Origin of the sequence: Abyssibacter sp., from assembly GCF_964229365.1 — a bacterium.
Classification (GTDB): Bacteria; Pseudomonadota; Gammaproteobacteria; order Nevskiales; family OUC007; genus Abyssibacter.
Genome location: NZ_CAXRDQ010000026.1, coordinates 25,702 through 48,778 on the forward strand (window position 1 = coordinate 25,702; position 23,077 = coordinate 48,778).

General features: G+C 62.7%; 17 protein-coding genes. 13 read left to right on the plus strand and 4 right to left on the minus strand.

Annotated elements, in window-relative coordinates:
• Positions 1-6 precede the first annotated feature (6 nt).
• Complete coding sequence (locus ACE1EY_RS03845) at positions 7-300, minus strand: hypothetical protein (protein WP_291514404.1); 294 nt, start codon at positions 298-300, stop codon at positions 7-9.
• Positions 301-424: 124 nt separating this feature from the next.
• Between ACE1EY_RS03845 and ACE1EY_RS03850 the strand changes: the two genes are divergently transcribed.
• The 12 genes from ACE1EY_RS03850 to maiA all read left to right on the plus strand — a co-directional run bounded on the left by ACE1EY_RS03850 (position 425) and on the right by maiA (position 15,801).
• The gene (locus ACE1EY_RS03850) at positions 425-1,384 is read left to right on the plus strand and encodes a glycerophosphodiester phosphodiesterase family protein (protein WP_370299524.1); all 960 of its coding nucleotides are present in this window, start codon (positions 425-427) and stop codon (positions 1,382-1,384) included.
• A gap of 85 nt (positions 1,385-1,469) precedes the next feature.
• Positions 1,470-2,138 (plus strand): glutathione S-transferase family protein, encoded by a 669-nt coding sequence (locus ACE1EY_RS03855; RefSeq protein ID WP_370299525.1) that lies wholly within the window; start codon positions 1,470-1,472, stop codon positions 2,136-2,138.
• Positions 2,139-2,338: 200 nt separating this feature from the next.
• On the plus strand, positions 2,339-4,708 hold the full coding sequence (locus ACE1EY_RS03860; RefSeq protein ID WP_370299526.1) for a putative bifunctional diguanylate cyclase/phosphodiesterase: 2,370 nt from the start codon (positions 2,339-2,341) through the stop codon (positions 4,706-4,708).
• Between the two features lie 311 nt (positions 4,709-5,019).
• Positions 5,020-6,378 (plus strand): DUF1329 domain-containing protein, encoded by a 1,359-nt coding sequence (locus tag ACE1EY_RS03865; RefSeq protein ID WP_370299527.1) that lies wholly within the window; start codon positions 5,020-5,022, stop codon positions 6,376-6,378.
• A 169-nt stretch (positions 6,379-6,547) separates the two neighbouring features.
• Positions 6,548-7,186: a GspH/FimT family pseudopilin gene (locus tag ACE1EY_RS03870; RefSeq protein ID WP_370299528.1), complete on the plus strand. Its 639-nt coding sequence runs from the start codon at positions 6,548-6,550 to the stop codon at positions 7,184-7,186.
• Positions 7,183-7,710: a type IV pilus modification protein PilV gene (gene pilV, locus ACE1EY_RS03875; protein WP_291515250.1), complete on the plus strand. Its 528-nt coding sequence runs from the start codon at positions 7,183-7,185 to the stop codon at positions 7,708-7,710. Before ACE1EY_RS03870 ends, pilV begins: the two co-directional genes overlap by 4 nt.
• Positions 7,707-8,576 (plus strand): PilW family protein, encoded by an 870-nt coding sequence (locus tag ACE1EY_RS03880; protein ID WP_370299529.1) that lies wholly within the window; start codon positions 7,707-7,709, stop codon positions 8,574-8,576. Before pilV ends, ACE1EY_RS03880 begins: the two co-directional genes overlap by 4 nt.
• Positions 8,573-9,172, plus strand: a complete 600-nt coding sequence (locus ACE1EY_RS03885) for a PilX N-terminal domain-containing pilus assembly protein (protein WP_370299530.1) — start codon at positions 8,573-8,575, stop codon at positions 9,170-9,172. The genes ACE1EY_RS03880 and ACE1EY_RS03885 overlap by 4 nt, the downstream gene beginning before the upstream one ends.
• Positions 9,172-13,665 (plus strand): pilus assembly protein, encoded by a 4,494-nt coding sequence (locus ACE1EY_RS03890; protein ID WP_370299531.1) that lies wholly within the window; start codon positions 9,172-9,174, stop codon positions 13,663-13,665. Before ACE1EY_RS03885 ends, ACE1EY_RS03890 begins: the two co-directional genes overlap by 1 nt.
• On the plus strand, positions 13,662-14,090 hold the full coding sequence (locus tag ACE1EY_RS03895) for a type IV pilin protein (RefSeq protein ID WP_291513224.1): 429 nt from the start codon (positions 13,662-13,664) through the stop codon (positions 14,088-14,090). Before ACE1EY_RS03890 ends, ACE1EY_RS03895 begins: the two co-directional genes overlap by 4 nt.
• 141 nt (positions 14,091-14,231) lie before the next feature.
• Complete coding sequence (locus tag ACE1EY_RS03900; protein WP_291513223.1) at positions 14,232-15,143, plus strand: ROK family protein; 912 nt, start codon at positions 14,232-14,234, stop codon at positions 15,141-15,143.
• Positions 15,144-15,150: 7 nt separating this feature from the next.
• Positions 15,151-15,801, plus strand: a complete 651-nt coding sequence (gene maiA, locus ACE1EY_RS03905; protein ID WP_291513222.1) for a maleylacetoacetate isomerase — start codon at positions 15,151-15,153, stop codon at positions 15,799-15,801.
• 28 nt (positions 15,802-15,829) lie between these two features.
• On the opposite strand, the gene ACE1EY_RS03910 is transcribed toward maiA, so the two are convergent.
• Positions 15,830-16,333, minus strand: coding sequence for a hypothetical protein (locus ACE1EY_RS03910; protein WP_291513221.1), 504 nt, complete (start codon positions 16,331-16,333; stop codon positions 15,830-15,832).
• A 119-nt stretch (positions 16,334-16,452) separates the two neighbouring features.
• Here ACE1EY_RS03910 and ACE1EY_RS03915 point away from each other — a divergent pair, with 119 nt between their 5' ends.
• Positions 16,453-21,216 carry an NAD-glutamate dehydrogenase gene (locus ACE1EY_RS03915; RefSeq protein ID WP_291513220.1) on the plus strand — a complete coding sequence of 1,588 codons (4,764 nt, stop codon included), beginning with the start codon at positions 16,453-16,455 and terminating at the stop codon, positions 21,214-21,216.
• A 21-nt stretch (positions 21,217-21,237) separates the two neighbouring features.
• Here the strand turns inward: ACE1EY_RS03915 and zapE are convergent, their stop codons facing one another.
• Together zapE and ACE1EY_RS03925 are read right to left on the minus strand one after the other, a co-directional pair.
• Entirely contained in the window at positions 21,238-22,323 is a 1,086-nt protein-coding gene (zapE, locus tag ACE1EY_RS03920) for a cell division protein ZapE (protein WP_370299532.1), read from the minus strand.
• The gene (locus tag ACE1EY_RS03925) at positions 22,320-23,042 is read right to left on the minus strand and encodes a lysophospholipid acyltransferase family protein (protein ID WP_370299533.1); all 723 of its coding nucleotides are present in this window, start codon (positions 23,040-23,042) and stop codon (positions 22,320-22,322) included. Before ACE1EY_RS03925 ends, zapE begins: the two co-directional genes overlap by 4 nt.
• Between the last annotated feature and the right edge of the window lie 35 nt (positions 23,043-23,077).

Sequence of the window (23,077 nt, forward strand, 5' to 3'; positions counted from 1 at the left end):
GCATCGTCACCGCTTGCCAGGACGCTGACGGCCGGCCCATTGGAGGTGTCGTTGCACACCGGGGTCGGCCAGCAGCCGGTCCAGCGTCGCATAGTCGCGGCCGAGCGTGACTTCATCAAAGTGACGATGAACAAAGCGGTGGCAAAGCCGGCATAACCAGATGCCGCGCTGGTGCATGTCGTCGCGAGAATAGCGCTTCGCGAACCACGCCCGGCGATGCACCTTGCGCGGAATCAGGTGATGAAACTCCAGTCGGGTATCCCGCTGGCAAAGCTGGCAGGTCGAGACAGGTGCAGGCATGGGGCCAGTGTAAGCGGCCGGTTTTCCGCGCTCATTGGCCTGTCATGTTGAGGCGCTAGCCTGAACATAAACCTGCCCGATGCGGGCGGCTGTAGTTCATCGATAGCCTGTGCGGAACCCACTCATGCGTAACACCCTTGCCTTGGCGCTGGTCTGGCCGTTGTTGTTTGCCGCCTGCGGCACTAGCCCGCTACCACCTGGGCCGGTTGCGGAGAACCCCGATCCTGATCCGCAGCCGCCCGAACCGGTGGTGCCGCCGCCTGTGCTGCAAACCGATCAGGTCATCGTGGCGCATCGTGGAGCGTCGGGGTACGCGCCGGAGCACACGCTGATGGCCTACGACCTCGCCTTGGAGATGGGCGCCGAGTACATCGAGCAGGACGTGCTGCCCACGGCCGATGGTGTGTTGGTTTGCATCCATGACGACACGCTGGATCGCACGGCCCGCGGCCCGGTGGAGAACTGCACGGGCAATGTCAGTGATAAGACGCTGGAACAGCTCCGCAGCTGTGACTTCGGCACATGGTTTAACGAGGCGAACCCGGACCGGGCACGCGAGGAGTACGTCGGGTTGCCGATCCCGACGCTGGAAGAGGTTTTCCAGCGCTACGGCAATGCGCCGGATATCAAGTACTACGTCGAGATCAAGCCCAACACGAGCACCGGCGGCAGCGTGGAGCAAACCTTGCTGGATCTAATCCATGCCTATGATTTGTACGATGGGGCCGTGAACGACCGCCAAGTACTGGTGCAGTCGTTTATCCCGACCTCGTTGATCAACATGCGTGCGCTGGATGCCGAACTGCCGTTGATCCAGCTGTATGCCGCCGGGGCGACGGCGGGCGTCGTGCTGGCATCGAGCTATGCCTTCGGCATCGGCCCAAGTTCGGCTGAGGTGACGCCGGCGCTCGTCAGCCTGACCCATTCGCTGGGCATGGCGATCCACCCGTATACGATCAACAGCGAGGATGACCTCGCCGCCATGGCTGCAATGTGCGTCGATGGCTTGTTCACGAACTTTCCTGACCGCTACCGCGGCGTGCTGTCCGAGACCGAGTTCGGTTGCCCCGCGCCGATCCGCTGACCTGCGAAACCATCTTTTCGATTGCCGCCGGCCCCGCAGGCACGTTACTTTCAGCGGCATACATAACGCCGGAAGGGAGATTCACATGCTGACCGTTCATCACCTTGAGAATTCACGATCGCAGCGTGTGCTCTGGCTTCTGGAAGAACTGGGCGTGGACTACGAGGTCCAGCGCTATCAGCGCAATCCGGACACCTCGCTGGCGCCACCCGAACTGCTGGAGGTGCACCCGCTGGGCAAGTCGCCGGTGATTTCCGATGACGGCGAAGTGGTGGCCGAAACCGGCGCCATCATCGAGTATCTGACCGAACAATACGGGCAGGGGCGTCTGGTTCCCGCGGACCCTGTCAACAAGAAGGCCTACCGCTACTGGATGCACGCGGCCGAAGGTAGCGTGATGCCGCTGCTGGTCATGACCCTGGTGTTCAACAAGGTCGAGACGGCGCCCATGCCGTTTTTCATCCGGCCGATTGCCAAGGGCATCTCCGGCAAGGTCAAGGGCTCGTTCATCAATCCTAGCCTGCAGCGGGCGCTGGATCACATCGAGCAATCGCTGGGCGCGACCGGCTGGTTTGCCGGCCCGACCATGACGGCCGCCGATGTCATGATGAGCTTCCCGGTTGAAGCCGCCGCTGCGCGGAGCGGGCTGGAGTCGAAGTACCCGAACATGCGAGATTTTCTCAAGCGTATCCACGCGCTGCCGACATACCAGGCGGCGCTGGAACGTGGCGGACCGTATGAGCTGATGTCCTGACGGGTGCCGCGGCTGATTTCGCCGCCGGCTTTGCCAACTCGCTCACGATTGACCGCGATGACGACCACATTGTCGTAGCTGCATGCTCGGATATTCACGTTTGCTTTACGTCGATCGACCGATACTCACGTCTTATTCAGGTTTAAATCGGCAGGTCTGCCACGCGCAGCTTAGCCGGGGACAGGCCGTACCGAATGACCATGCTTGATCAGCTAATCGCCCACGCGGCCGAGCTGGTGCTTGTCATCGGTCCGGAGCGCCGCGTGCAGCGTGCGTGGGGCAGTGACCCCGTGACTGGCCGGTCTGCTGATCAGTTTGTGGATCATCCCCTGGCCGAGGCTTGGCCAGCGGCGTGGCCAAGCCTGTCGCAGCAGCTAACCGGCGTTGAGTCCGCACCGTTCACGATGGGCCTGAACCATGGCGGCCTGCAGGCGCTTTGCCGAATCCGTGTGGTCGGTCTCGATGCTGCCGGTGACGGTCTACACGCGCTGTTTGTCGACGTGGCGGCCGACGGCGACGAGCCGGGTGGGTCCCAGGACATCGTGCGCGAAATTCTCCGTCGACATCCGGACTACATGCTGGTTGTCGACGAAGCGGGCGAAGCGCGTGGAGTCAGTGCGGCGGTTGTCCGAGATTTCGGCACCGGAGTGGGTGGGCACATCGGCTTGCCGGAGTTGATGGCGGGCGATGCCTGGGACGCATTCCAGGCTCGGGCGCTGCCGGCGCTGCACCGGGATTCGGAGTGGCGAGGGAGCAGTACCTGGATCGGAACGGACGGCGAGCCAGTTCTGGTGCATATGCACGCGGTACGCCTGCCGGCGGAGGCGCCATCCGCGCCCACACGGGTCGCTATATTTGCCCGCGACAACGGTACAGAGCGGCGCATTGAAGAGGCCTTGCGGGAGAGCGAGCGCACATTGCGCGCGATCTTGGACGGCACGCCGGTCGCGCTGATCAGTCTTGAAATGAACGGGGCAATTCTGTCTGCCAACCAGCGGGCAGCGAGTTTGTTGGGCCGCGATGTCTCCGAACTGGTCGGGATGAACCTGCACCGCGTCATGGACGACCATGCCTTCGAGGAGGCGGTATTTCGCTTGGAGTTCGCCTACAGCGAAGATTCGTTGGAGCGCTGGAGTTCACAAGTGTTTACAGCCGATGGCGAGCGGTTGGACGTCGCTATCACGGTTCGGAGCGTGCTGGGGCGGGGCGGCCAGCGCGTATTGCTGGCAGCTTTAGAAGATGTCACCGAACACAACCGGCTTCAGGCCGAGATTACCCACCAGCTTGATCACGATGTGCTCACCGATCTGCTCAATCGCCGTGGTCTGGAACGCATGCTCAAACAGCGCGTGCCCGCAGACGATGCTCCGGGGTTCGTGTTTCATCTGAATATTGATTACTTCCGCTACATCAACGAGTTGATCGGTCAGACGCGCGCCGATGCGGTGTTGTGGGAGATCGCCGATGCGCTGCGGAACACGGTGGCCGGGACGGACTCGCTTCTCGCCCGCGTGGGCGCTGATGAATTTGTCGTCGTCCGTTTTGATGTGGACGCCGCCAGCGCACGTCAGCAAGCCGCCGACTTGCTGGCTGGCCTGGAGGCGGTTGAGCCAGCGGTGGACGAAACCGAGCTTTCGGTCACCGGTTGCGTGGGCTACTCGGCGCTCACCGAAGGCGGGTGGCTCAACGCGCTGACATCGGCTGGCTCGGCCTGTTATGCCGCCAAGTCAGCGGCGCGTGGCAGTGTCCGGGAGTTCACCGCCGAGGAGGAGTCCGACACCGACGACGCGCGAGCCGTGATGACCGCGGCGCGATCGGTGCGACGGGCGTTGAGCGACGAGTCCGTGCTGCTCTACGCACAGCCGATTTATCGGACCGAAGGCGCGATTTCCGAGGCGCCGCATGGTTTCGAGATTCTGGCGCGCTTCCGGGATCAGGATCGCGTGAGGTTCCCCCGGAACCTGCTGAGCGCGGCCGAGCGGTTCGGGCTCATGGACAGCTTTGATCGCTACATGGTCACCCGTGCCTTGCGATGGATGGACGAGCACCGGGACGTGATGTCCTGCACTGACCACGTTGCGATCAACCTGTCGGGGAACTCGGTATCCGATCACAACTTCCAGGATTTTCTGGTTGGCGCGGTCAAAGACTCAGGCATACCGCCCGAGAAACTTTGCTTCGAGGTGACCGAAACCATTGCGGTACGGAATATCGCGCAAGCTAGGCGCCTGATGCATCGGGTCGGGGCGCTGGGCTGTCGTTTTTCACTGGATGATTTCGGTGCGGGCATGTGTTCGTTCCAGTACCTGCGGGATTTGCCTGCGGACTACGTGAAGATTGACGGGGGCTTCGTTCAAGGCATGGAGGATGACCCGGTCCGGCGCCAGCTAGTGCGCTCGATCAACGAGACCGCGCAGGTGTTGGGCAAGGAGACGGTCGCCGAGTTCGTGGACAGCATGGTTGTGCTGGACATGCTCGATGCTTTGGGTGTGAACATGGTCCAGGGTTGGCTGTTCAGTCCTGCGGTTCCCATCGATGAGATTCAGACGATGGTCCGGCGCCTTGCATGAACCATCGCGCCGAATGCTTGTCTTCACATCCGAGGCAGATGACAGGCCCCCGTGGAGGGCGTGCCAGTACAACGGTGCCACTTGTGCCGTTATCATCTGCCGCCCTGTCGGGTCGATCGTCACGAATTGACGATGTCGGATCCGAGAACAAAATCGTCGGGACGCCATGTTCCACGATGCGAATGGCCGGGACAGGGATGGTTCCAGGACCGACGGCGCGGTATTGGTCGCTCGGTCACGAGGGGAGCACCGATCCTTTGTGTGCTTTTCTGAAAATTCGATCATTTTTACGTTCCACAATCGGAGGAGATATGTCCCGATCGATTGCACGCCTGGGTGCCGTTGGCGCCGCTGTGATGGCGGCCACCGTTTCGATGAATGCTCAGGCCAAGGTATCGGCCGACGAAGCCGCCAAGCTGGGCGGCGAACTGACACCGTTGGGTGCGGAGAAGGCCGGTAACGCTGCCGGGACCATCCCCGCGTGGGATGGTGGTTACCATGACCCGGAATGGCCGGAAGGCAAGCGCTTCGAAAACCCGTGGCCGGATGACAAGCCCAAGTTCGAGATCACCAAATCGAACATGGGCAAGTACGCAGACAAGCTGAGCGAAGGCCAGAAGGCCATGCTCGAGAAGTTTGATACGTACAAGATTCCGGTCTATGAGACGCGCCGCTCCGCGGCTAATCCGCAGTACATCTACGACGCCACCAAGGAAAACGCCACCCGCGCCACCCTGGCCAATAACGGCGAATCCCTGGTCGACGCCGCGGTTGGCGTTCCTTTCCCGATTCCGCAGTCTGGCAAGGAGATCATGTGGAACCACCGCACGCGTTACCGCGGCCCGTCCCTGGTGCGTTACAACGTGCAGGCTGCCGTGCAGACCAGTGGTGCGTTCTCTCTGTTCAAGCTTAAGGAGGATGTGCTCTTCAATTACACCGAAGAGGGCATGACGCCGGACGGCCTGAACAATGTGCTGCTGTACTTCCTGCAGCAGATCGAAGAGCCGCCGCGTCAGGCCGGTAGCATCCTGCTGGTCCACGAAACCGCAGACCAGGTCAAGGAGCCGCGTCGTGCGTGGCTTTACAACCCCGGTCAGCGTCGTCTGCGCCGTGCACCGAACGTCGCCTATGACAATCCGGGTACCGGCTCCGATGGCCTGCGGACCAACGATCAGCTCGACACGTTCAATGGCGCCACCGATCGCTATACCTGGAAGCTGGTCGGCAAGAAGGAAGTTTATATTCCGTACAACGCCTACGAGCTGCACAGCGACGACAACGAGTACGACGACATCATCAAGCCGGGTCATATCGACCAGGATTTGACGCGCTACGAGTTGCATCGTGTGTGGGTGGTTGACGCCAAGGTCAAGGACGGCACCAGCCATGTCTATGACCGCCGCACCTTCTACGTGGACGAAGACACCTGGCAGATTGCCTTGGTCGACATCTACGACAAGCGCGGACAGTTGTGGCGGGTGCAGGAAGCCCATGCGATGAGTTTCTATCGCTATCCAGCCACGGCGCAGATCGCCGGCACGGTGTACGACCTGCTCGCGAATCGCTATCTCGTACAGGAAATGAACAACGAGGAGCCGGAGCACACCGTCGAAGACTATGACGACGGTTACTTTGCGCCTGGCAACGTCAAGAAGATCGCTCGCAAGTAGTTCATTGAAGTTTGCACTGAGTGGTGAATGCCGCTCATCTGCTCAAAAAGGGCCTGCTGTCGCAGGCCCTTTTTTGTGCTCACCGCTTGTCGGCTTCGGCTCCCTCATCGTCATCTGACATCACGGCTTCTTAACCTGCGCACGTAAGCTGCTTGCCATGGGAAGTGGTATGACAATTGTGAGGAGTCGAGCCGGTGGTGGATTCACGCTGGTTGAACTGCTGGTGGCCATTGCCATGCTGGCGATTGTCGTGAGCTTTGCTGTGCCCGCCTATTCCGATTTCGTGATGCGCAAGCGTGCGGCCAGCGGTATCAATGACTTTCTGGTGGACCTGAATGCCGCGCGCAGCGAGGCGACGCGCCAGCGGCGCAATGTCGTCATGTGCGCCCGTGGGGGGGCGGCGGAAACCTGCGATGCCACGACGCAGTCTGCCGCCTGTATCTGTGATGACCAGGGGCAATGGGAAAATGGTTGGATCACCTTTGTTGATATTAATGGCGATGGTGCCTTGAGCGCGGCGTCCATCGACGCATTGCTCGGCGTGCATCCTGCGTTGGCGTCCGGCGTGCGGTTTCGCGAGGCAAGCGGCGACGGCAGCATCGCGTTTAACAGCCGTGGTGCGTTGGCCGGGACGGTTTCGCGTTTCGCGCTGTGCATCAACGACGATGCGGGCACGCAAGATGATGAGGACGTACTCGCCCGTGCGCGTTTCGTCGATGTGGCCCTGACCGGGCGCGCCGTGGTCAGCAGGGCCCAGGCGTCGCCCGGTTCCGCGTCCTCCGCTTGCTATGTTTCGCCATCATCATGAAGACGCAATCCGGGATCACCTTGCTGGAAGTGCTGATTACGCTGGTCGTGATCGCCATCGGCATGCTGGGCATGGCCTCGCTGCAACTGGGCGGCTTGCGCAGCAATCACAACGCCTACTACCGGTCGCAGGCCACCGGCATTGCTGCGGACCTCACCGATCGCATGCGATCCAACGTCGGCGCTGCCCGCAGCGGCGCCTATGCCGCTCAGCAGGTACCCGACGACCCCGGGTACGACTGCCAGACCTCGTTCCCGAACGGCACCGGATGCACACCGGCTGAACTGGCGGCCGCCGATCTGTACGCCTGGTACCAGATGCTTGGTAGTCCTGCCTCCGGTTTACCTGGGGCGGTCGCGACGGTGAGTTGCGCGGCGGGCTGCGCCGCGGGTGATCCGTACACGATCTCGCTGACCTGGGATGAAAATCGTAATGGTCAGATCGATGCGGACTACGTCGCTGCGACGCAATCCTCGGGTGCTGTCGAAGCCGATCCGGTTCTGAACGTGGTGTTTGCGCCATGAATACGTCTCAGTCGACAACGTCGGGGATCTCCATTGTCGAGATTCTGATCAGCCTGGCGCTGGGGTCGATTCTGGCGCTGGGGGTGATTCAGATCTTCGCTGGGAGTCAGGCGTCGAACGACATCATCATGGGTGAGGCGAGGCTCACCGAGAACTCGCGGTTTGCCGTGGACACGGTGGCGTCGACATTGCGCATGACCGGGCATCGGACCATGCCGGAAGAATTGCAGTTGCTGCGATTTGGTGCGACCAATCCGGCCGTGAATGCAAGCGACGGTGACGACACCGCGCTGGATACGGCCGCGCGCGAATACCAGGTGGCACTGGGCGGCGCAGCCGCCACGCTGGACGCGGTCAAGGCCAATTCAGACACCATTACCGTTCAGTACCAGGGCCTGGACGACAATACGATTCTCAATTGTCTCGGGCAGACGGTTCAGGGTGACTGGACCAGTGTCGATACCTTTTTCGTGGCCGAAGGCGCGACCGCAGCGGCCGCCGAATCGGATAGTGCCGATGCCGAAGCGTCCAGGCTGGCGCTGTACTGCTCCTCCGCGCTACTCGACGCCAGCGGCGTTCAGCAAGGCAATGCCACGACGCTGCCCATCGCCAACGACGTATTGAACCTGCAGATCGAACTGGGGGACGACGGTGATGGCGACGGAGCCGCCGATCGCTTCGTGTCGCCATCGACCGCCGGACTGAACATGGAAGAAGTCGTCAGCGTACGGCTGACTCTGACGATGTATGGCGCGCGTCCGCTGTCGTTAATCGATCGGATCGGCTCGGAAACCATCACCACCGTTGAGCGGGACTTGCAACGCCGGTTTGTTCGCACGATCAGCCTCAGGAATCTGCTGTCATGAAACAGTTGCATTCATCATCTGTCCGCCAGCGCGGTAGCGTGCTGCTGATCAGCCTGATCATGCTGTTGGTGCTCACCGTGATCGGGATTACAACGCTACGGACCGTGGTCAGCCAGGAGCGCATGTCGGCCAATGATCGCGATAGCCAGATCGCCTTCCAGGCCGCAGAGCTTGGATTGCGCGACGGCGAGCGTTGGATTAACAGCCAGGCTGAACTGCCGCATGAGCTTGAATGCATTAGCGATACCCCGCCTTGTCGCGGCGCTGATTTTCCGGGTGTGTTCATGATCTCGCCGGTCGAAAGTCAGTTCGACACGGTGGGTGACCTGATCGCGATGACGCTGAACGATTGGACCACCGAAGGCGAGTCCTTGCAGAACCCGGCTTACGATCCGGCGCAGGGTGGCGCGCCGCTGCAGGGCGTCGCCGAGCAGCCGCGATTTCTGATCCGCGAGGCTCGCATCATTCGCGACAGCCTGACCTTGGGCCGCGGCGACGAAACGCAGCGTTACCTGTACGAGGTGACGGCCATAGGTGTTGGTGCCGAGCAAGATAGCCAGCGCGTGCTGCAATCCACCTTTATCCGGCGATTCTGATGACTGTCCTGAGCAATCGTGTGCGGCATGGCTTCGCGGCATTGATCGCCCTCGCGCTGTCGGCGGGCACCGCCAGCGCAGTGGATCTCCCGCTGGACTCGTTGTCCGGTGGCGGTTCGCAAATTCCAGCGGCTCCCATCGAACTGGGTGTGTCGCCTCCGCCCATGATCATGCTGATGCTGGACGACTCCTTGTCCATGTCATCGAATTTCTTGACCGGGGACGAAGACGCGCAGCGTGAACTGGGCGTTGAATCGCTGACCTATCGCTGGATTTATCCGCTTCCCGTGGACGCGCCGTCCAGCGAGTCGTCCTACACCAACGCGTATCTGCACCGCCTGGCCGTTCCGTCACAGGTCGTCGTCGATGCCTGGAACGAGGATGACGATTTCCTCCGCGGCTCCGAGGCGAGGCTCGGTGATGACTACGAGGGTGTCTGGCGGGCGCGCAACAGCGACTACAACCCGCTTTATTACGACCCGAACGAGACCTACGAACCCTGGCCTTATGGCGTCGATGCCGCAGGTCTGGCGTTTGCCGACGCGTCGGCATCGGCGGCCCGTCTGGATCCCTATGACCCGACGAAGACCGTCAATCTGACGTCCCTGAAGGAGTTCACGACCTACCTGGTCACCGAGGACGACGACATCGTGTCGGTGAGGCACGAGAGGGTGTGCACGAGTTCGCAGTTTTTCTGCAATCTCGGGCTGGGTACTTACCGCGACCTGCGCGAGCGCATCGCGCACTACTACTCCTGGACCGATTCCAACGGCAATGGCGTGGTCGATGCCGACGATACGCACTCCCGCGTCGAGATCGGTGACCCGACCGAGCTGCAGAATTTCGCCAACTGGTTCCAGTATCACCGCTCGCGCGAGTTGAGGACCAAGGGGCGGCTGTCCGAATTCATGGCCGGTGTGGGCGATGCCTACATGGCCGTCGCCAGCGTGAACAACAACCCGGACAGCCAGCTGGAGATGGTCGAGCTCAACGACGATCCCGCGATCGGGAACCGCAGGCAGGTCATGGATGCCATCTTCGGCACCCGCGGCAATTCGGCGGGCACGCCGCTGCAAAAGGCGTTGTTCGACGCCGGCGCGTATATCGAGTGCGGCGGTGGCACCAACCTGTTCGGTAATTCGAACTGCCCGCGCCTGTCCGAGGACGATGACGGCCAGTGTCAGCAGGCGTCGGTGCTCCTGGTGACGGATGGCTTTTCCTCCGACAACGGCGCGTCGGTGACCAGCACCGGCACGCCGTCTTCCAATGGTTCGGCCGGGGCGTCGCTCGCGGTGAATAACGCGCCGTTCAACGGGACACCGACCAACGCCGATGGTGACGGTGACACCGAGTATGACGGGGGCGCCTACGCGGATGCGTTCACCGACACGCTGGGCGACGTCGCGATGCATTACTACGAGCGGGATCTGAATGCCGGTCTCGACAGCCGCCAGTACATCACGACCTACGTGCTGGACATGGGCCTCGACGGCGATTTGTCGCGGCCGGCGAACAACTCGGACCCGGTTGCCTGGGGTGATCCGGATCCGGGAGCGGCCGCCTTCGTGCCGGTGAATCAGCTGGATGATCTGCTGCACGCCACCTACAACGGCCGGGGACGGCAGTGCGCCGTGGACGATCCGAATCTGGTGGAGAAGTTCGCCGAGGCGCTGAGAATTTCACCCGGAAATTCCCAGGGCACGACGTCGGTCGGCATCACCTCCGGCTCCATCCTGAACAACCAGCGCGTGTTTCTCGCGACCTACGACGCCCAGGAACTGACCGGGGACCTGATCGCTTACGATCTCAACCTGGACGGGACGCTGGGCGAGCCGGCCTGGAGCGCGGCCGAGTTGCTGGACCAGAAGATCGATTCCGAGGGGCATGCGGATCGTCTGGTCCTGACCTACGACCCCACCCTGCGCGAAGGGATGCCGTTTTCCTGGCAGCAGTTCAGCGACCCCAACTATCGCCTGTCGGCGGTAGCCGCATTGCAGCTTCCTCCGGAACTGTACCTGACACTGGAAATTCTGGTCGGTCTGGTCAACCCGGTCCTGAATGTTGTTCTTGCGGTCGAGGGCACTATCCTTGAGAGTGCGATCGAGCCGGTTCAGGAAGAGATTCTCAATCCGATCCTCGAGGTATCTGCGCTCAGTGGCCTGGGTCTGGATGAGCTCTTGGATACTGCGGTCTCACCGCTTTATCTGAACGAAATCGACCTCTACAGCCTGCTGGGGCTGTCCCGGCAACTGTCGCAGGGGCGCGTCAATTATCTGCGTGGTGAGCAGTCGAACGAGGAAAGCAACGGCGGGCGGTTCCGTAACCGCGACCTGCGCATGGGGCCCATCTACCATTCCCGACCGGTGGTCGTGGGCCCGCCGGATACCGACTATTCGGACCAGTTCCTCGATGACCTGTTCGGCGGTGACACGCCGGATACCGAGTTGTACAGCACCTTCCGCGCGAACAACGCGAATCGCCGTTCCATGGTCTATGTCGGCGCCAACGACGGCATGCTGCATGGCTTCGACGCGACGACGGGCGAGGAGCTGTTCGCCTACGTGCCGGGGCGTCTGCTGGGCAAGGTCTCGGAACTGACCAATCCGGACTACGAGGCCGAGACTTACGTCGATGGCCGGATGAGCGTGGTCGACGCCTACGACGAGTTTCCGGCCTGCGGAGTGGGTCAGTCCTGCTGGCGGACCATCCTGGTCGGCAGTCTGCGGGGCGGCGGACAGGGTATCTACGCCCTGGATATCACCGATCCCGAGGCCTTCGTCGCCGCGGATACATTCTCCAAGCAACAGACACTGGCGGAACAGGTCGTGCTCTGGGAATTTACCGACTCCCCGGGTGGCGGTTTGCTCGGGGTCGTGTCCGGCGCGAAATTCCTGCTGCAGGGTCTGCTGACCGACGGTTTGTACGACATCCTGGGCGAAGTGCTGGACCCCGCGTTGATCCAGGGCGTCATCGACAGTACCGTCGAGCCTTTGTGCCAGGCGATTCTCGGGCCTTTGGACGTGGTCTGCTCGCTGGTGACCGATCTGACCGACCTTTTGCTGACGGTTGCCAGTCCCGTGCTGGCCCTCGTTTCTGATCTGTTGGGCGTGACAGATATTCTGTTCGATCTGCCATTGCTGCCCACTGTGACGGATCTGGTCGATACACTGTTGGAGGCGTTGCTCGGCGTTGATGAGTATCCGGGTTCCCCTGAACTCGGTTACACCTTCGGCCAGCCGAATATTGTCCGGCTGGCGGATGGCCGTTGGGCGACGGTCATCGGCAACGGTTATCACAATACCGATCTGGACCTGCAACTCAGTGACCAGAGCAATCCTGCGTTGCTGAACCTCGGGGTCAGCGCTACCGGAAACGCGGTGGTCTTCATTATCGATCTGGCGACCGGGATGTACCGTCCGGACGATGCGGGCTATGTCTTCGACACCGGATCAGGCTCCTTCCTGTCGCCCAGCGTGTTGACCAACCCGACGGACAAGCCGATCTCCGCATCCGTGCCCGACCTTGGCGATGTCAGCGCGGTGAGCGAGCTGTCGATTCCGTTGGCGCGTCCCAACGGCATGGCCGATGTCGCGCCGGTTGATCTCGACGGCGACGGCATCATCGACCGGCTCTACGCCGGGGACTCGAGAGGCGCGCTGTGGCGCATCGATGTCGACGATCCCGATCCGTCGAACTGGGGTTTCGCGTTCCGTGATGGCAACGAGCCGCAGCCGCTGTTCGATGCCTCGGTGGCCTCGTCCAGCATGCAGCCCATCGCGACCCGTCCCGAAGTCACCTTCCATCCGAGCGGGCAGGGCTACATGCTGTTGTTCGGCACCGGCAAGTTCCATGAGCTGGAGGATCTGACCGCGGAGGGGCTTCCGACGCAGACCTTTTACGGCATCTGGGACAAGTACGACGGCGGCACCACGGCGCCGACGATCGAGGATGCGGATCTGCTCGCGCAGAGCATCGTAGCCGAGGAGACGCAGGAGGCGGACATCGATGGCGATGGCGAAACGGAGCCGGCGACGTTCCGCGTGACCAGCGACAATCTGGCCAACTGGCGTAGCGACACCAACACCGGTGCCGATACGCATCTGGGCTGGAAGCTCGACATGCTGGTGGACGGCCAGGCGGACAACAACGGCGAACGCATCCTCGGCGATCCGCGGCTGCGCAACGGGCAGATTGCCTTCGCGTCGGTCGTGCCGGGTGAATCGCTTTGTCAGTTCGAGGGCAAGTCGTGGTTCTATCGGCTGGATGCGGGTACCGGTGGACGGACCCTGATCGCGCCCTATTCGAACTACGTGGATGATCTGCCGCCTTCGGCCGTGCAGAACGATTCGATCTCCGAGCTGCCGCAGGTCCTGCTGACGCCGACGGGGCAGGAAGTGAACCTGGCGCGTGACGGCGAAGGGCAAATCAACTCCGTGCTGACCGAGCCGGGAGGCTTCGAGCGCCAGCGTGCGACCTGGAGAGAACTGCGATGAGCGAGCGGCGGAGTGGGTTCTCCCTGGTCGAATTGATGATTGCCGTGGCGATCATCGCCATTCTCGCGTCCATCGCGTTTCCGTCGTACACGCGCTACGTGCAGCAAACCCGTCGCGCCGCGGTCATGGCCAACATGGGTGAAATGGCGCAGTGGCTGGAACGCTGGTACAGCAAGAACAACCAGTACCCAAGTACCGACAACGCGAACGAAGCCGCGGCGCTGTCGTCGGCGACGAATGCGGCATCGACCACCTGGTACAACGTCGCCATCGCGTTCACGCAGACCAATGGTCGGAACACGGATTACACGATCACCGCGACCGCCCAGAGCAACCAGAGCGCGGACTCCGACTCCGGCACGTCCTGTGCCACGCTGCAAGTCACCGCCCTCGGCAATCAGACACCTGCGGACTGCTGGAACTGAGCCTCCATGGTCGCATCGCGGCCTATCGGCTTGCCCGCACGGCCCTGGCTGTGAACACTAGGCCATCAGGCGCGGCGTTCCCTGCGCTGACCATTTGGACCACGGCGGAGGCGCAGGCTCATCACTCAGGACAAATCCGGATTGCGGGTCGGCGTTGATCTTGGCGGCACAAAGATCGAGGCGGTCGTGCTGGATGGCGACTCCGCCGTCATTGCGCGGCAACGCATGCCGACGCCGCGAGACTCCTACCACGCTATTCTGGACACTATCACCGCGTTGATCGCTGCGGTGGAGCAGGAGGTCGGGGCCACGTCTCTGCCGGTCGGTATCGGCACGCCTGGCAGCCTGTCGCCGCGGACCGGCCGCCTCCGAAACTCGAATACCGTCGTGATGAACGGCCAGCCCTTCGTGGACGACATCCAGCAACGTCTGGGGCGCCAGGTCCGTATCGCCAACGATGCCAATTGTTTGACTCTGTCCGAGGCGTCCGATGGCGCCGCCGCCGGCTGTTCGGTGGTGTTCGGCGTGATCTTGGGCACTGGCTGCGGCGGCGGTGTGGTGATCGACGGCAAGCTGCGCGCGGGTGTTAACGGCATCGGCGGCGAGTGGGGGCACAACCCCCTGCCGTGGCCGGACCCTGAGGATCCGCAGGAGTCCCCCGGTCACGATTGCTGGTGCGGTCGTCGTGGCTGCATGGAAACCTACCTGTCGGGAACCGGATTGGCGTTGCAGCACCGGCATACGACAGGCGAGCAGGTGGCCGGGCGCGATGTCATCGAGCGCGCGGATGCCGGTGATGCGGCAGCATTGGCAAGCCGCGAACGCTATGCGAATCGGCTGGCACGCGGCCTGTCGTCAATCATCAATCTGCTGGACCCGGACGCCATCGTGCTCGGCGGCGGCTTGTCGAATGTCGATTGGCTGTATGCTCGCGTGCCCGAACTGTGGCAACAGTGGGTGTTCAGCGACGTGATTCAAACCCGTCTGCTGCGTGCCCGATATGGAGACTCGTCAGGTGTGCGGGGCGCCGCCTGGCTCTGGCCGAAGCGCTGATCAAGACATGTTGAAGCTCTACACGAATTACAGAAGCGTCTCGACGCATCGCGTGCGCATTGCGCTGAACTACAAGGGCGTGCCCTACGAACCCGTCTACGTGGATTCCGATGCGGGCGAGCATCTGAAGATGGAATACCTGTGGCTGAACCCGCAGGGTCTGGTGCCTGCGCTGGTGGTTGACCAGGATCTGATCATCACCCAGTCGTTCGCGATTCTGGAGTATCTGGACGAACGTTATCCCGAGCGGCCGTTGCTGCCAGAGGATTTGCGCCTGCGCGCCAAGGTGCGCTCCTTTGCGCAGATTGCGGTGGCGGACATGAATCCGCTGAACATCGTGCGCGTATTCCGCTACATGCGTGACCAGATGTCCGTGCCCTATGACGCTCGCCGTCAATGGTTCGAGCACTGGGCGCACAAGGGCTTCGCGGCGATGGAGTGGATGCTGGCACAGGAGTCGGAGAACGACTTCGCGTTCGGCCACACGCCGACGCTGGCCGATGTTTGTCTGGTGCCGCAGATCCACAATGGATTGGCGACGAAGCTGGATTTGTCGGACTACCCGAACCTGCGCCGCGTCTACCGTAGCTGCCTGTCGCTGTCATCGTTCCAAGCAGCCGCGCCGGAAACCCAGTCAGACACCGTAGGCAAGCTCTGACTGAAGCGCTCTAGGTGCCTGATAGGCCCTAAAGCCCGTCGTAGCGGCCTTTTCCGATATTGCGTTGGACGTCACGCGGCTTGAACACACCGCGTCGGATGCCAATCACGATCAGAATGCCCAGGACCGGCAGCGCGAAGATGATGCTCGTGACCACCAAGCTGCCATCGCTGAGCGTGATTCCGGTTGCGCAGGGCACCTCGAATGACACCTCGGGCAAGCTCGCCCGTGCGGCTGTCCCACAGAAATCGTTGGTTCCCGAAAGCTGGTCTTCGCGGACCAGGCGGCATTCCGGGCATTGTTCGAAATAAGTCGGTGGCGCCAGCGTCGGAAAGATCTGACGCGCCGTGTGGTTTGGCAGGACGTGAAAGTAATCACCTTCCGCGTTGCGCTGGATGGTGCCGGCACCAGGATAAATGCCGAAGTTGTTCACCCGAAACTCGATGGGATAGGCGGCCCGATCGCCCAGAAACCATGCGCAACCGGCCCAAACCAATAGCGCTATCGCAATCAAGACCGTCCTGAGTTTCATGCTAATTGTCCAACGCGGGGCTGTGGCGGAATCGCCAAAGTATACGCGGATGGCTGGCGTATACTCCGGCCGCATCGGGCGCAGACCCGGACACACTCGCCACCGCGGGAGAAGACGACTTGGCAAGCAACCGATTCGAACGGCAGCAGGCGCTCATCGCCGAGCTGCTGGATGAGGCCTCCGACCGGCCGCAGGACTTTCGTCAGTTTTTGGCCCAGTGCGTGGATCTGGCGCCACTGGAAACGCTGGAAGGCAGCGACAACCTCGCGTTGATCGCGCTCGCGCAGCAACTCTACGACGATACCGAGACCCTGGGCGATACCCTGGTCTCGATTCGCGAGCCGGGTACGGATTCCGCCATGGCACGGCTGTCGACTGCCTGCGTGGATCGGCCTTTTCTGGTCGACTCCCTATCAATGGCGATCCGCGACACGGGAGCGTCGATTGACTGGCTGATCCATCCCGTCATGCGTGTAGAACGTGATGACAGCGGCCGGCGTGTCCGTGTCGTCCCACGCGCGCAGGAGGGTGGTCGCGAGGAATCCTACATCCGAGTCGTGTTCGACCCGCTGGCCGGGCAGGACGCCTATGCGGAGTTGGAGCAGCGCGTGCGCAGGGTGCTCGCTGATCTGCAGGCCGTGGTCGAGGACTACGTCCCGATGCGGCGCCGCGCGCAGAGCATCATTGCCGATCTCAAGTACCCGGCGCCGGGTTGCGACGAGCAGCAATTTGCCGAGGCGCAGGCCTTTCTCGAATGGCTCGACGACGATCACTTCACCTTTCTGGGGTTCCGCGAGACGCGCCTGGTCGAGGGCGGTGACGGCAATCAACTCGAATTCGTGCCGGACAGCGGCCTTGGCCTGCTGCGCGACGAACGCACGCGTGATCTTGATGCGCCTTATGTGGCGCCCGCCACGGAGTTGCAGAAATACATCCACTCCTCGCGGCTGGCGGTCATCACCAAGTCGGCCGCCCGGTCGCATATCCACCACCCCGACTACATGGACTCGATCTCGCTCAAGCATTACGACGAGCGTGGCGATGTGGTGGGCACGTACCGCTTTCTCGGCCTGTTCGCGACGAATGTTTATGTGAGCCCGACGGCTGCGATCCCGATTGTCCGGCGCAAACTGGATTATGTGGTCGCGAAAACTCGGCTGCCGGCTGACAGCCACGCGGCCAAGAGCCTGCGGGATGTGATCGAGTCCTTGCCGCGTGATGAGTTGTTTCAGGGCGGCGAGGACGAGCTGTACGAGATGGCTTTGGCGATCCGCGCCTTGCGAGACCGTCAGCAGCTCAAGTTCCTGATGCGCCGCGACCGCTACGGACGGTTCTATTCCTGCCTGATCTTCATGCCACGCGATCGGTACGGCTGGCAGGTGCGCGAGCGTATGGCCGGTGTGCTGCAGGACGTGTTCGACGCCGTCGGGATCGAACGACAGGTCCAGTTCATGCGCGATGGTTTTGCGCGGCTGCATTTCATGGTGCGCACCCATACCGGCACGCAGGTGGAGGCGACAACAGCCGACATCGAAAGCCGTCTGTTGCGCGCCACGCGGACCTGGCAGGACGCGCTGCGCGATGCGCTGAACGCGCAGCTACCGGCACAGGAGGTCGCCCGGTTGATGGCGGTCTACGGCGATGCCTTTCCCGCCGGTTACACCAGCGGCGTGTCGGCCGAAGAAGCCGCCGTAGACATCGCCTGTCTCGAGTCGCTGTCGGACGCATTGCCGTGGAAGCCACGTTTCATCGCTGGCGAAGCACCCAGGGTCAAGCTCTACATGTCCGGCGAGCCGGAAAGTCTGTCGGCGGTGTTACCGACGCTGGAGCAATTCGGCTTGTCGGTAATGACCCAGCATCCCTACCAGCTCGAATGCCGAGATCGGCGCCTGTGGATACAGGAGTATCGCTGCGACGCGATGCCCGCCGCTGGTGATGACGGCACCACCGACCGCTTCGAGACCGTGATGACGGCCGTTCGCGACGGCCGCCACGAGAACGATCACCTCAACTCCTTGGTGTTCACCGGTGGCTTGGACTGGCGCCGAATAGGCCTGGTGCGGACCTGGCTGCGCTACCTGGTGCAGACCGGCATGCCGTACTCGCCGACGTACATGGCCGAGATCATGTCCGGACATGGTGAGCTCATTCGCGGCATCGTCGAGTATTTCGAATGGCGTTTCGACCCGGAGCAGACGCGGAAGGCTGAAGATGGACACGCGCGCCGTGACGCCTTGCTCAACGGGCTGGATGCGTTGGAAAGCCTGGACGCGGACCGTCTGTTGCGCGGCTGCCTGGCGATTGTCGATGCCTGTCTGCGCACGAACTACTACCAGTGCGACGCCCAGGGTCAGCCTAAATCCTGGATCTCGCTCAAGCTGAATCCGGGGCGGATACCGGAGCTGCCGAAACCGTTGCCGGCCATTGAAACCTTTGTCTATTCGCCCGAGATCGAAGGCGTGCACCTGCGCGGCGGCATGGTCGCCCGTGGCGGTCTGCGCTGGTCCGATCGGCGCGAGGATTTCCGCACCGAGGTGCTGGGACTGATGAAGGCGCAGATGGTCAAGAATGCGGTCATCGTTCCGGTGGGGGCCAAGGGCGGGTTTGTCGTCAAGAAGCGGGTGCCCGTTGGTGATCGCGAGGCCTGGCAACAAGCGGGCATTGCCTGCTACCAGACCTTCATCCGCGGGTTGCTGGACATCACCGACAACCGGGTCGGCGGCGATATCGTCAAGCCGGATCGGGTCGTCTGTCACGACGGTGATGATCCCTATCTGGTCGTGGCCGCCGACAAGGGCACGGCCTCGTTCTCCGACATCGCCAACGCCATTGCCGAGGACTACGGGTTCTGGCTGGGCGATGCCTTTGCGTCCGGCGGCAAGGCGGGGTACGACCACAAGAAAATGGGCATCACCGCGCGCTCGGCCTGGGAATCGGTCAAGCGACATTTCCGGGAGCTGGGGCGCGATACCCAGCGCGAGCCGTTCACCGTGGTCGGCATCGGCGACATGTCCGGTGACGTCTTCGGTAACGGCATGCTGCTTTCCGATCACATTCGCCTGGTCGGGGCTTTCAATCACCTCCATATTTTTCTGGACCCCGATCCCGACCCCGTCACCAGCTTTGCCGAACGCCAACGCCTCTTTGACATGGGTCGATCCAGTTGGACGGACTATGACAGCGGCAAGATTTCCGCAGGAGGTGGTGTGTTCGAACGCAGCGCCAAGCGGATCGAGCTCAGCGACGCGATTCGGTCCTGCCTGGGCATCACCGACGAGGCTTTACGGCCTGACGACCTGATCCGCGCGATGCTGAAGGCACCGGTGGATCTGCTCTGGAACGGGGGCATCGGCACCTACGTGCGTGCCTCCGACGAGGCGAACGCAGAGGTTGGTGATCGCAGCAACGATGCATTGCGCGTCACGGCCAAGCAGCTGCGCTGCCAGGTCATCGGCGAGGGCGGCAACCTGGGCCTGACGCAGCGCAGCCGGATCGAGTACGCCTTGAATGGCGGTCGCCTGAACACCGACGCGATTGACAATGTCGGGGGCGTGGCCTCGTCGGATCGTGAAGTGAACATCAAGATCCCGTTGAACGAAGCCATGCGGGCTGGAGATCTCGATATCGAGCAGCGCAACGCATGGCTGGTCGAGGCCACCGACGCCGTGGCCGAGGCCGTGCTGGATGATGCCTACCAGCAGGGCCGGGCGATCTCGATGATGTCCGTCAACGCGGCGGGGCGGTTGGACGAACATGCCCATTTGATGCGCGCGCTGGAGCGCAAGGGGCTGCTCGACCGGACCATCGAATTCCTGCCTAGCGAGGACGAGATCGCCGAGCGCAAAAGCCGGGGCTTGGGGCTGACGCGGCCTGAACTCGCCGTGCTGCTCGCCTACAGCAAGATCGCCCTGTTCCAGACCCTGCTGGACAGCGCGCTTCCCGACGACCCGGCGCTGGAGCCGGTGCTGACCGGCTACTTCCCCGAGGTGCTGCGCACGCAACGCCCCGAGGCCTTCGCGCGACACCGCCTGCGTCGTGAGCTGATTGCCACCCAGGTGACCAATCATCTCGTGGATACCATGGGCATGGCCTTTCCGCACCGAATCAGCGCGGAGCAGGGAGTTCAGGTTCCGGCGGTGGCGCAGGCCTTCGTAGTGGCCACACGGGTGCTACGGTCGGATGGCTATTTCGAGGAAATCGAGGCGTTGGACGGGCGGCTCAACGCCAATGTGCAGTATGAATTGATGGCGCGCGTAGCGGGGTTGATCAAGCACGCCTGTACGGTGTTTTTGCTGCATCCGGCGCGTGCCACGATTGGCGAGCAGGTCGGGGGGTATCAGGAGGATTTGCAGTTGATCGAGTCGGCGTTGCCCGACTTGCTGCCCGCGGCCTACCGGGCCGACTGGGACGCCGCCAGCCAGCAATGGCAGGAGCAGGGCGTGCCGGAAACCCTGGCGCTACGGGTGGCCAGCACACGGGTGTTGGGACCGGCTCTGGATATTTCCGCGCTGCGGCAATCGACCGGACGCCCGCTGGAGTTGGTCGCCAGAACCTTCTTTCATGTGGGCGAGGCGTTTTCGATGTTGTGGATGCATCGCGCGATCAACGGCCTGCAGGTGGCGGGCCGCTGGCCGGCGCTGGCGCGCGCGACGCTGCGCGACGATGCGTTCCGGCTGCATGGCCTGATCACGGGCCAGGTGCTGCAGGAGGCCGGTGATGCCCCCGATGCGCTGTTCCAGGCCTGGTGTGAACGCCATGCGGAGCCCGTGGGGTTTGCCCTGCGGCGCATCGGGGAGATTCGGGACAGCGCCGATGCCGCGGACTTTCTGGGCTTGTCGGTTGCGGTCCGCGAGCTGCGCAAATTGCGGCTGCTGGACGCCTAGCGCACCCGGCGGCCTGCGGTACTAGCCGAGATGTGGCTGCTCGAGATAGTCCCGAGTCTGCATCTCGGTGAGCCGGCTGTAGGTGCGTTCAAACTCGAAGCGCAGCCGTTCGCCCAGGTACAGCGACTCGACGGGTGCGTCGGCCTGAATCACCAGTTTCACTCGCCGGTCGTAGCACTCGTCAACGAGATTGATGAAGCGCCTGGTCTCGTTGTCCAGCTCGCCATTGAGTTGGGGTACGGCAGTGACCACCAGCCACTGGTAGAGGTGAGCCAGCTCGATGTAGTCGTCGGATCCGCGCGGCCCCATGCAAAGGGCTTCGAAACGGAACCAGGCAGCACCATCGCCTGCCGCTTCGGCCCGCAGAGGTCGGTCGTTGATCTCAAGGGTCTGATCGGGGGCGGCGTCAGGAGCAACCCGGTTGAACAGGGTCCGGATCGGCGCCAGGGCTTCCCCAACGACGTAGAGCGCAAACTGCTCCAGATCGCGCAGGCGGTAGTCGGTCGCGCCGTCCACTGCAATCACGTCGCAATGTCGCTGAATGCGCTCAATGGCCCGCAGGAAGCGCGCACGCTGCAGGCCGCCGCGATAAAGCATGTCGGGCGAGCAGTTGGAGGTCGCCACCAGGGTGACACCGCGCTCGAACAAGGCTTCCGTCAGGCGTCCGAGAATCATGGCGTCGGCGATGTCGGAAACATAGAACTCATCGAAGCAAAGCACGCGCGCGCTCTTCGCAAGATCTTCGGCAATCGGTTCCAGCGGGTCGCTGCGATCGGCGTATTGGGTGCGGCGCTGATGCACATCGCGCATGAAGCGATGAAAATGCGTCCGGCGCTTGCGATCGAAGGGCAGATCGGCAAAGAACGCGTCCATCAGCCAGGTCTTGCCCCGGCCAACGCCACCCCATAGATACGCCCCGTGCACCGGAGGCCACCGCGTCATCCGGCTCGGCAACCAGCGCAGCGCGAACCCGGCCTTGGGTGGGTAGGCCAGCAGTTCTCGGTATACCCGCTCCAGGCTGTCGACGGCACGCGCCTGCGCGGTGTCGGGTTCGAATCCGCCGCTGGCGAGCGCGGCTTCGTAGCGCGCCTTGGGGCCCACGGTCATGCCGGCGCTCCATCGGGCTCGCCGCATAGCGCAAGCATCTGGCCGCGCGTGGTGCTCAGCAGATCGCGGGCGTTTGCGCGTTTCGACCCATCCGCTCGCAAGGGTGAGAGCACGCGGGCATCGATATGGCTATGCATCGGCAAGCGGGCACGGTCGGGGAATAGTGTCCGGGTACCGCGCATCACCATGGGGACCAGCGGCACCTGCGCCTTGCTCGCCAGCAGGAACGCTCCGATCTTGAACGGCAGCAGCCCGGGCTCGGGCCGGATCGTGCCCTCTGGGAACATCGCCACTGATCGTCCGGCGTCGAGCTGACGAATCAATGCCCGAATGGTTCGGGAGCCGGAGCGCGCATCGGCGCGGTCCATCCAGATGACACCGACGCGGGTCAGCAGAAACCCGAACAGCGGCGTACGGCGTGATTCCGAACGCACGACGAAGGTATAGCGCGGCGGCAGCAGGGCGAACAGGATCAAGCCGTCGAGTTGGCTGGAGTGGTTGCAGACACATACGGCCGGCGTTCGCGGCAGCGCATCCACACCTGACGTCCGAATGCGGACGCCGATCAATCCCAGCGCCAATCGCATGGCACGTTGGCCGGCGCGCCGACGGCGCTGCTCGCCGGGCAACACTGCCAACAGCCCAGCGGTGATGGTCGCAGTCAACAGAAAGATGACCAGGGCATAGACGCCATAGGCGGTTCGGAGAAAACGCGGCATCCGCGGATTATAGAAGTCTGCGGAGGGAAGATGTC

Coding starts and splice junctions, on each gene's coding strand:
- ACE1EY_RS03860 (WP_370299526.1), top strand. CDS start 2,339: ATGCTTGATCAGCTAATCGCCCACGCGGCCGAGCTGGTGCTTGTCATC.
- ACE1EY_RS03885 (WP_370299530.1), top strand. CDS start 8,573: ATGAAACAGTTGCATTCATCATCTGTCCGCCAGCGCGGTAGCGTGCTG.
- ACE1EY_RS03850 (WP_370299524.1), top strand. CDS start 425: ATGCGTAACACCCTTGCCTTGGCGCTGGTCTGGCCGTTGTTGTTTGCC.
- pilV (WP_291515250.1), top strand. CDS start 7,183: ATGAAGACGCAATCCGGGATCACCTTGCTGGAAGTGCTGATTACGCTG.
- ACE1EY_RS03910 (WP_291513221.1), bottom strand. CDS start 16,333: ATGAAACTCAGGACGGTCTTGATTGCGATAGCGCTATTGGTTTGGGCC.
- ACE1EY_RS03865 (WP_370299527.1), top strand. CDS start 5,020: ATGTCCCGATCGATTGCACGCCTGGGTGCCGTTGGCGCCGCTGTGATG.
- ACE1EY_RS03870 (WP_370299528.1), top strand. CDS start 6,548: ATGACAATTGTGAGGAGTCGAGCCGGTGGTGGATTCACGCTGGTTGAA.
- ACE1EY_RS03925 (WP_370299533.1), bottom strand. CDS start 23,042: ATGCCGCGTTTTCTCCGAACCGCCTATGGCGTCTATGCCCTGGTCATC.
- ACE1EY_RS03890 (WP_370299531.1), top strand. CDS start 9,172: ATGACTGTCCTGAGCAATCGTGTGCGGCATGGCTTCGCGGCATTGATC.
- ACE1EY_RS03845 (WP_291514404.1), bottom strand. CDS start 300: ATGCCTGCACCTGTCTCGACCTGCCAGCTTTGCCAGCGGGATACCCGA.
- ACE1EY_RS03895 (WP_291513224.1), top strand. CDS start 13,662: ATGAGCGAGCGGCGGAGTGGGTTCTCCCTGGTCGAATTGATGATTGCC.
- maiA (WP_291513222.1), top strand. CDS start 15,151: ATGTTGAAGCTCTACACGAATTACAGAAGCGTCTCGACGCATCGCGTG.
- zapE (WP_370299532.1), bottom strand. CDS start 22,323: ATGACCGTGGGCCCCAAGGCGCGCTACGAAGCCGCGCTCGCCAGCGGC.
- ACE1EY_RS03855 (WP_370299525.1), top strand. CDS start 1,470: ATGCTGACCGTTCATCACCTTGAGAATTCACGATCGCAGCGTGTGCTC.
- ACE1EY_RS03880 (WP_370299529.1), top strand. CDS start 7,707: ATGAATACGTCTCAGTCGACAACGTCGGGGATCTCCATTGTCGAGATT.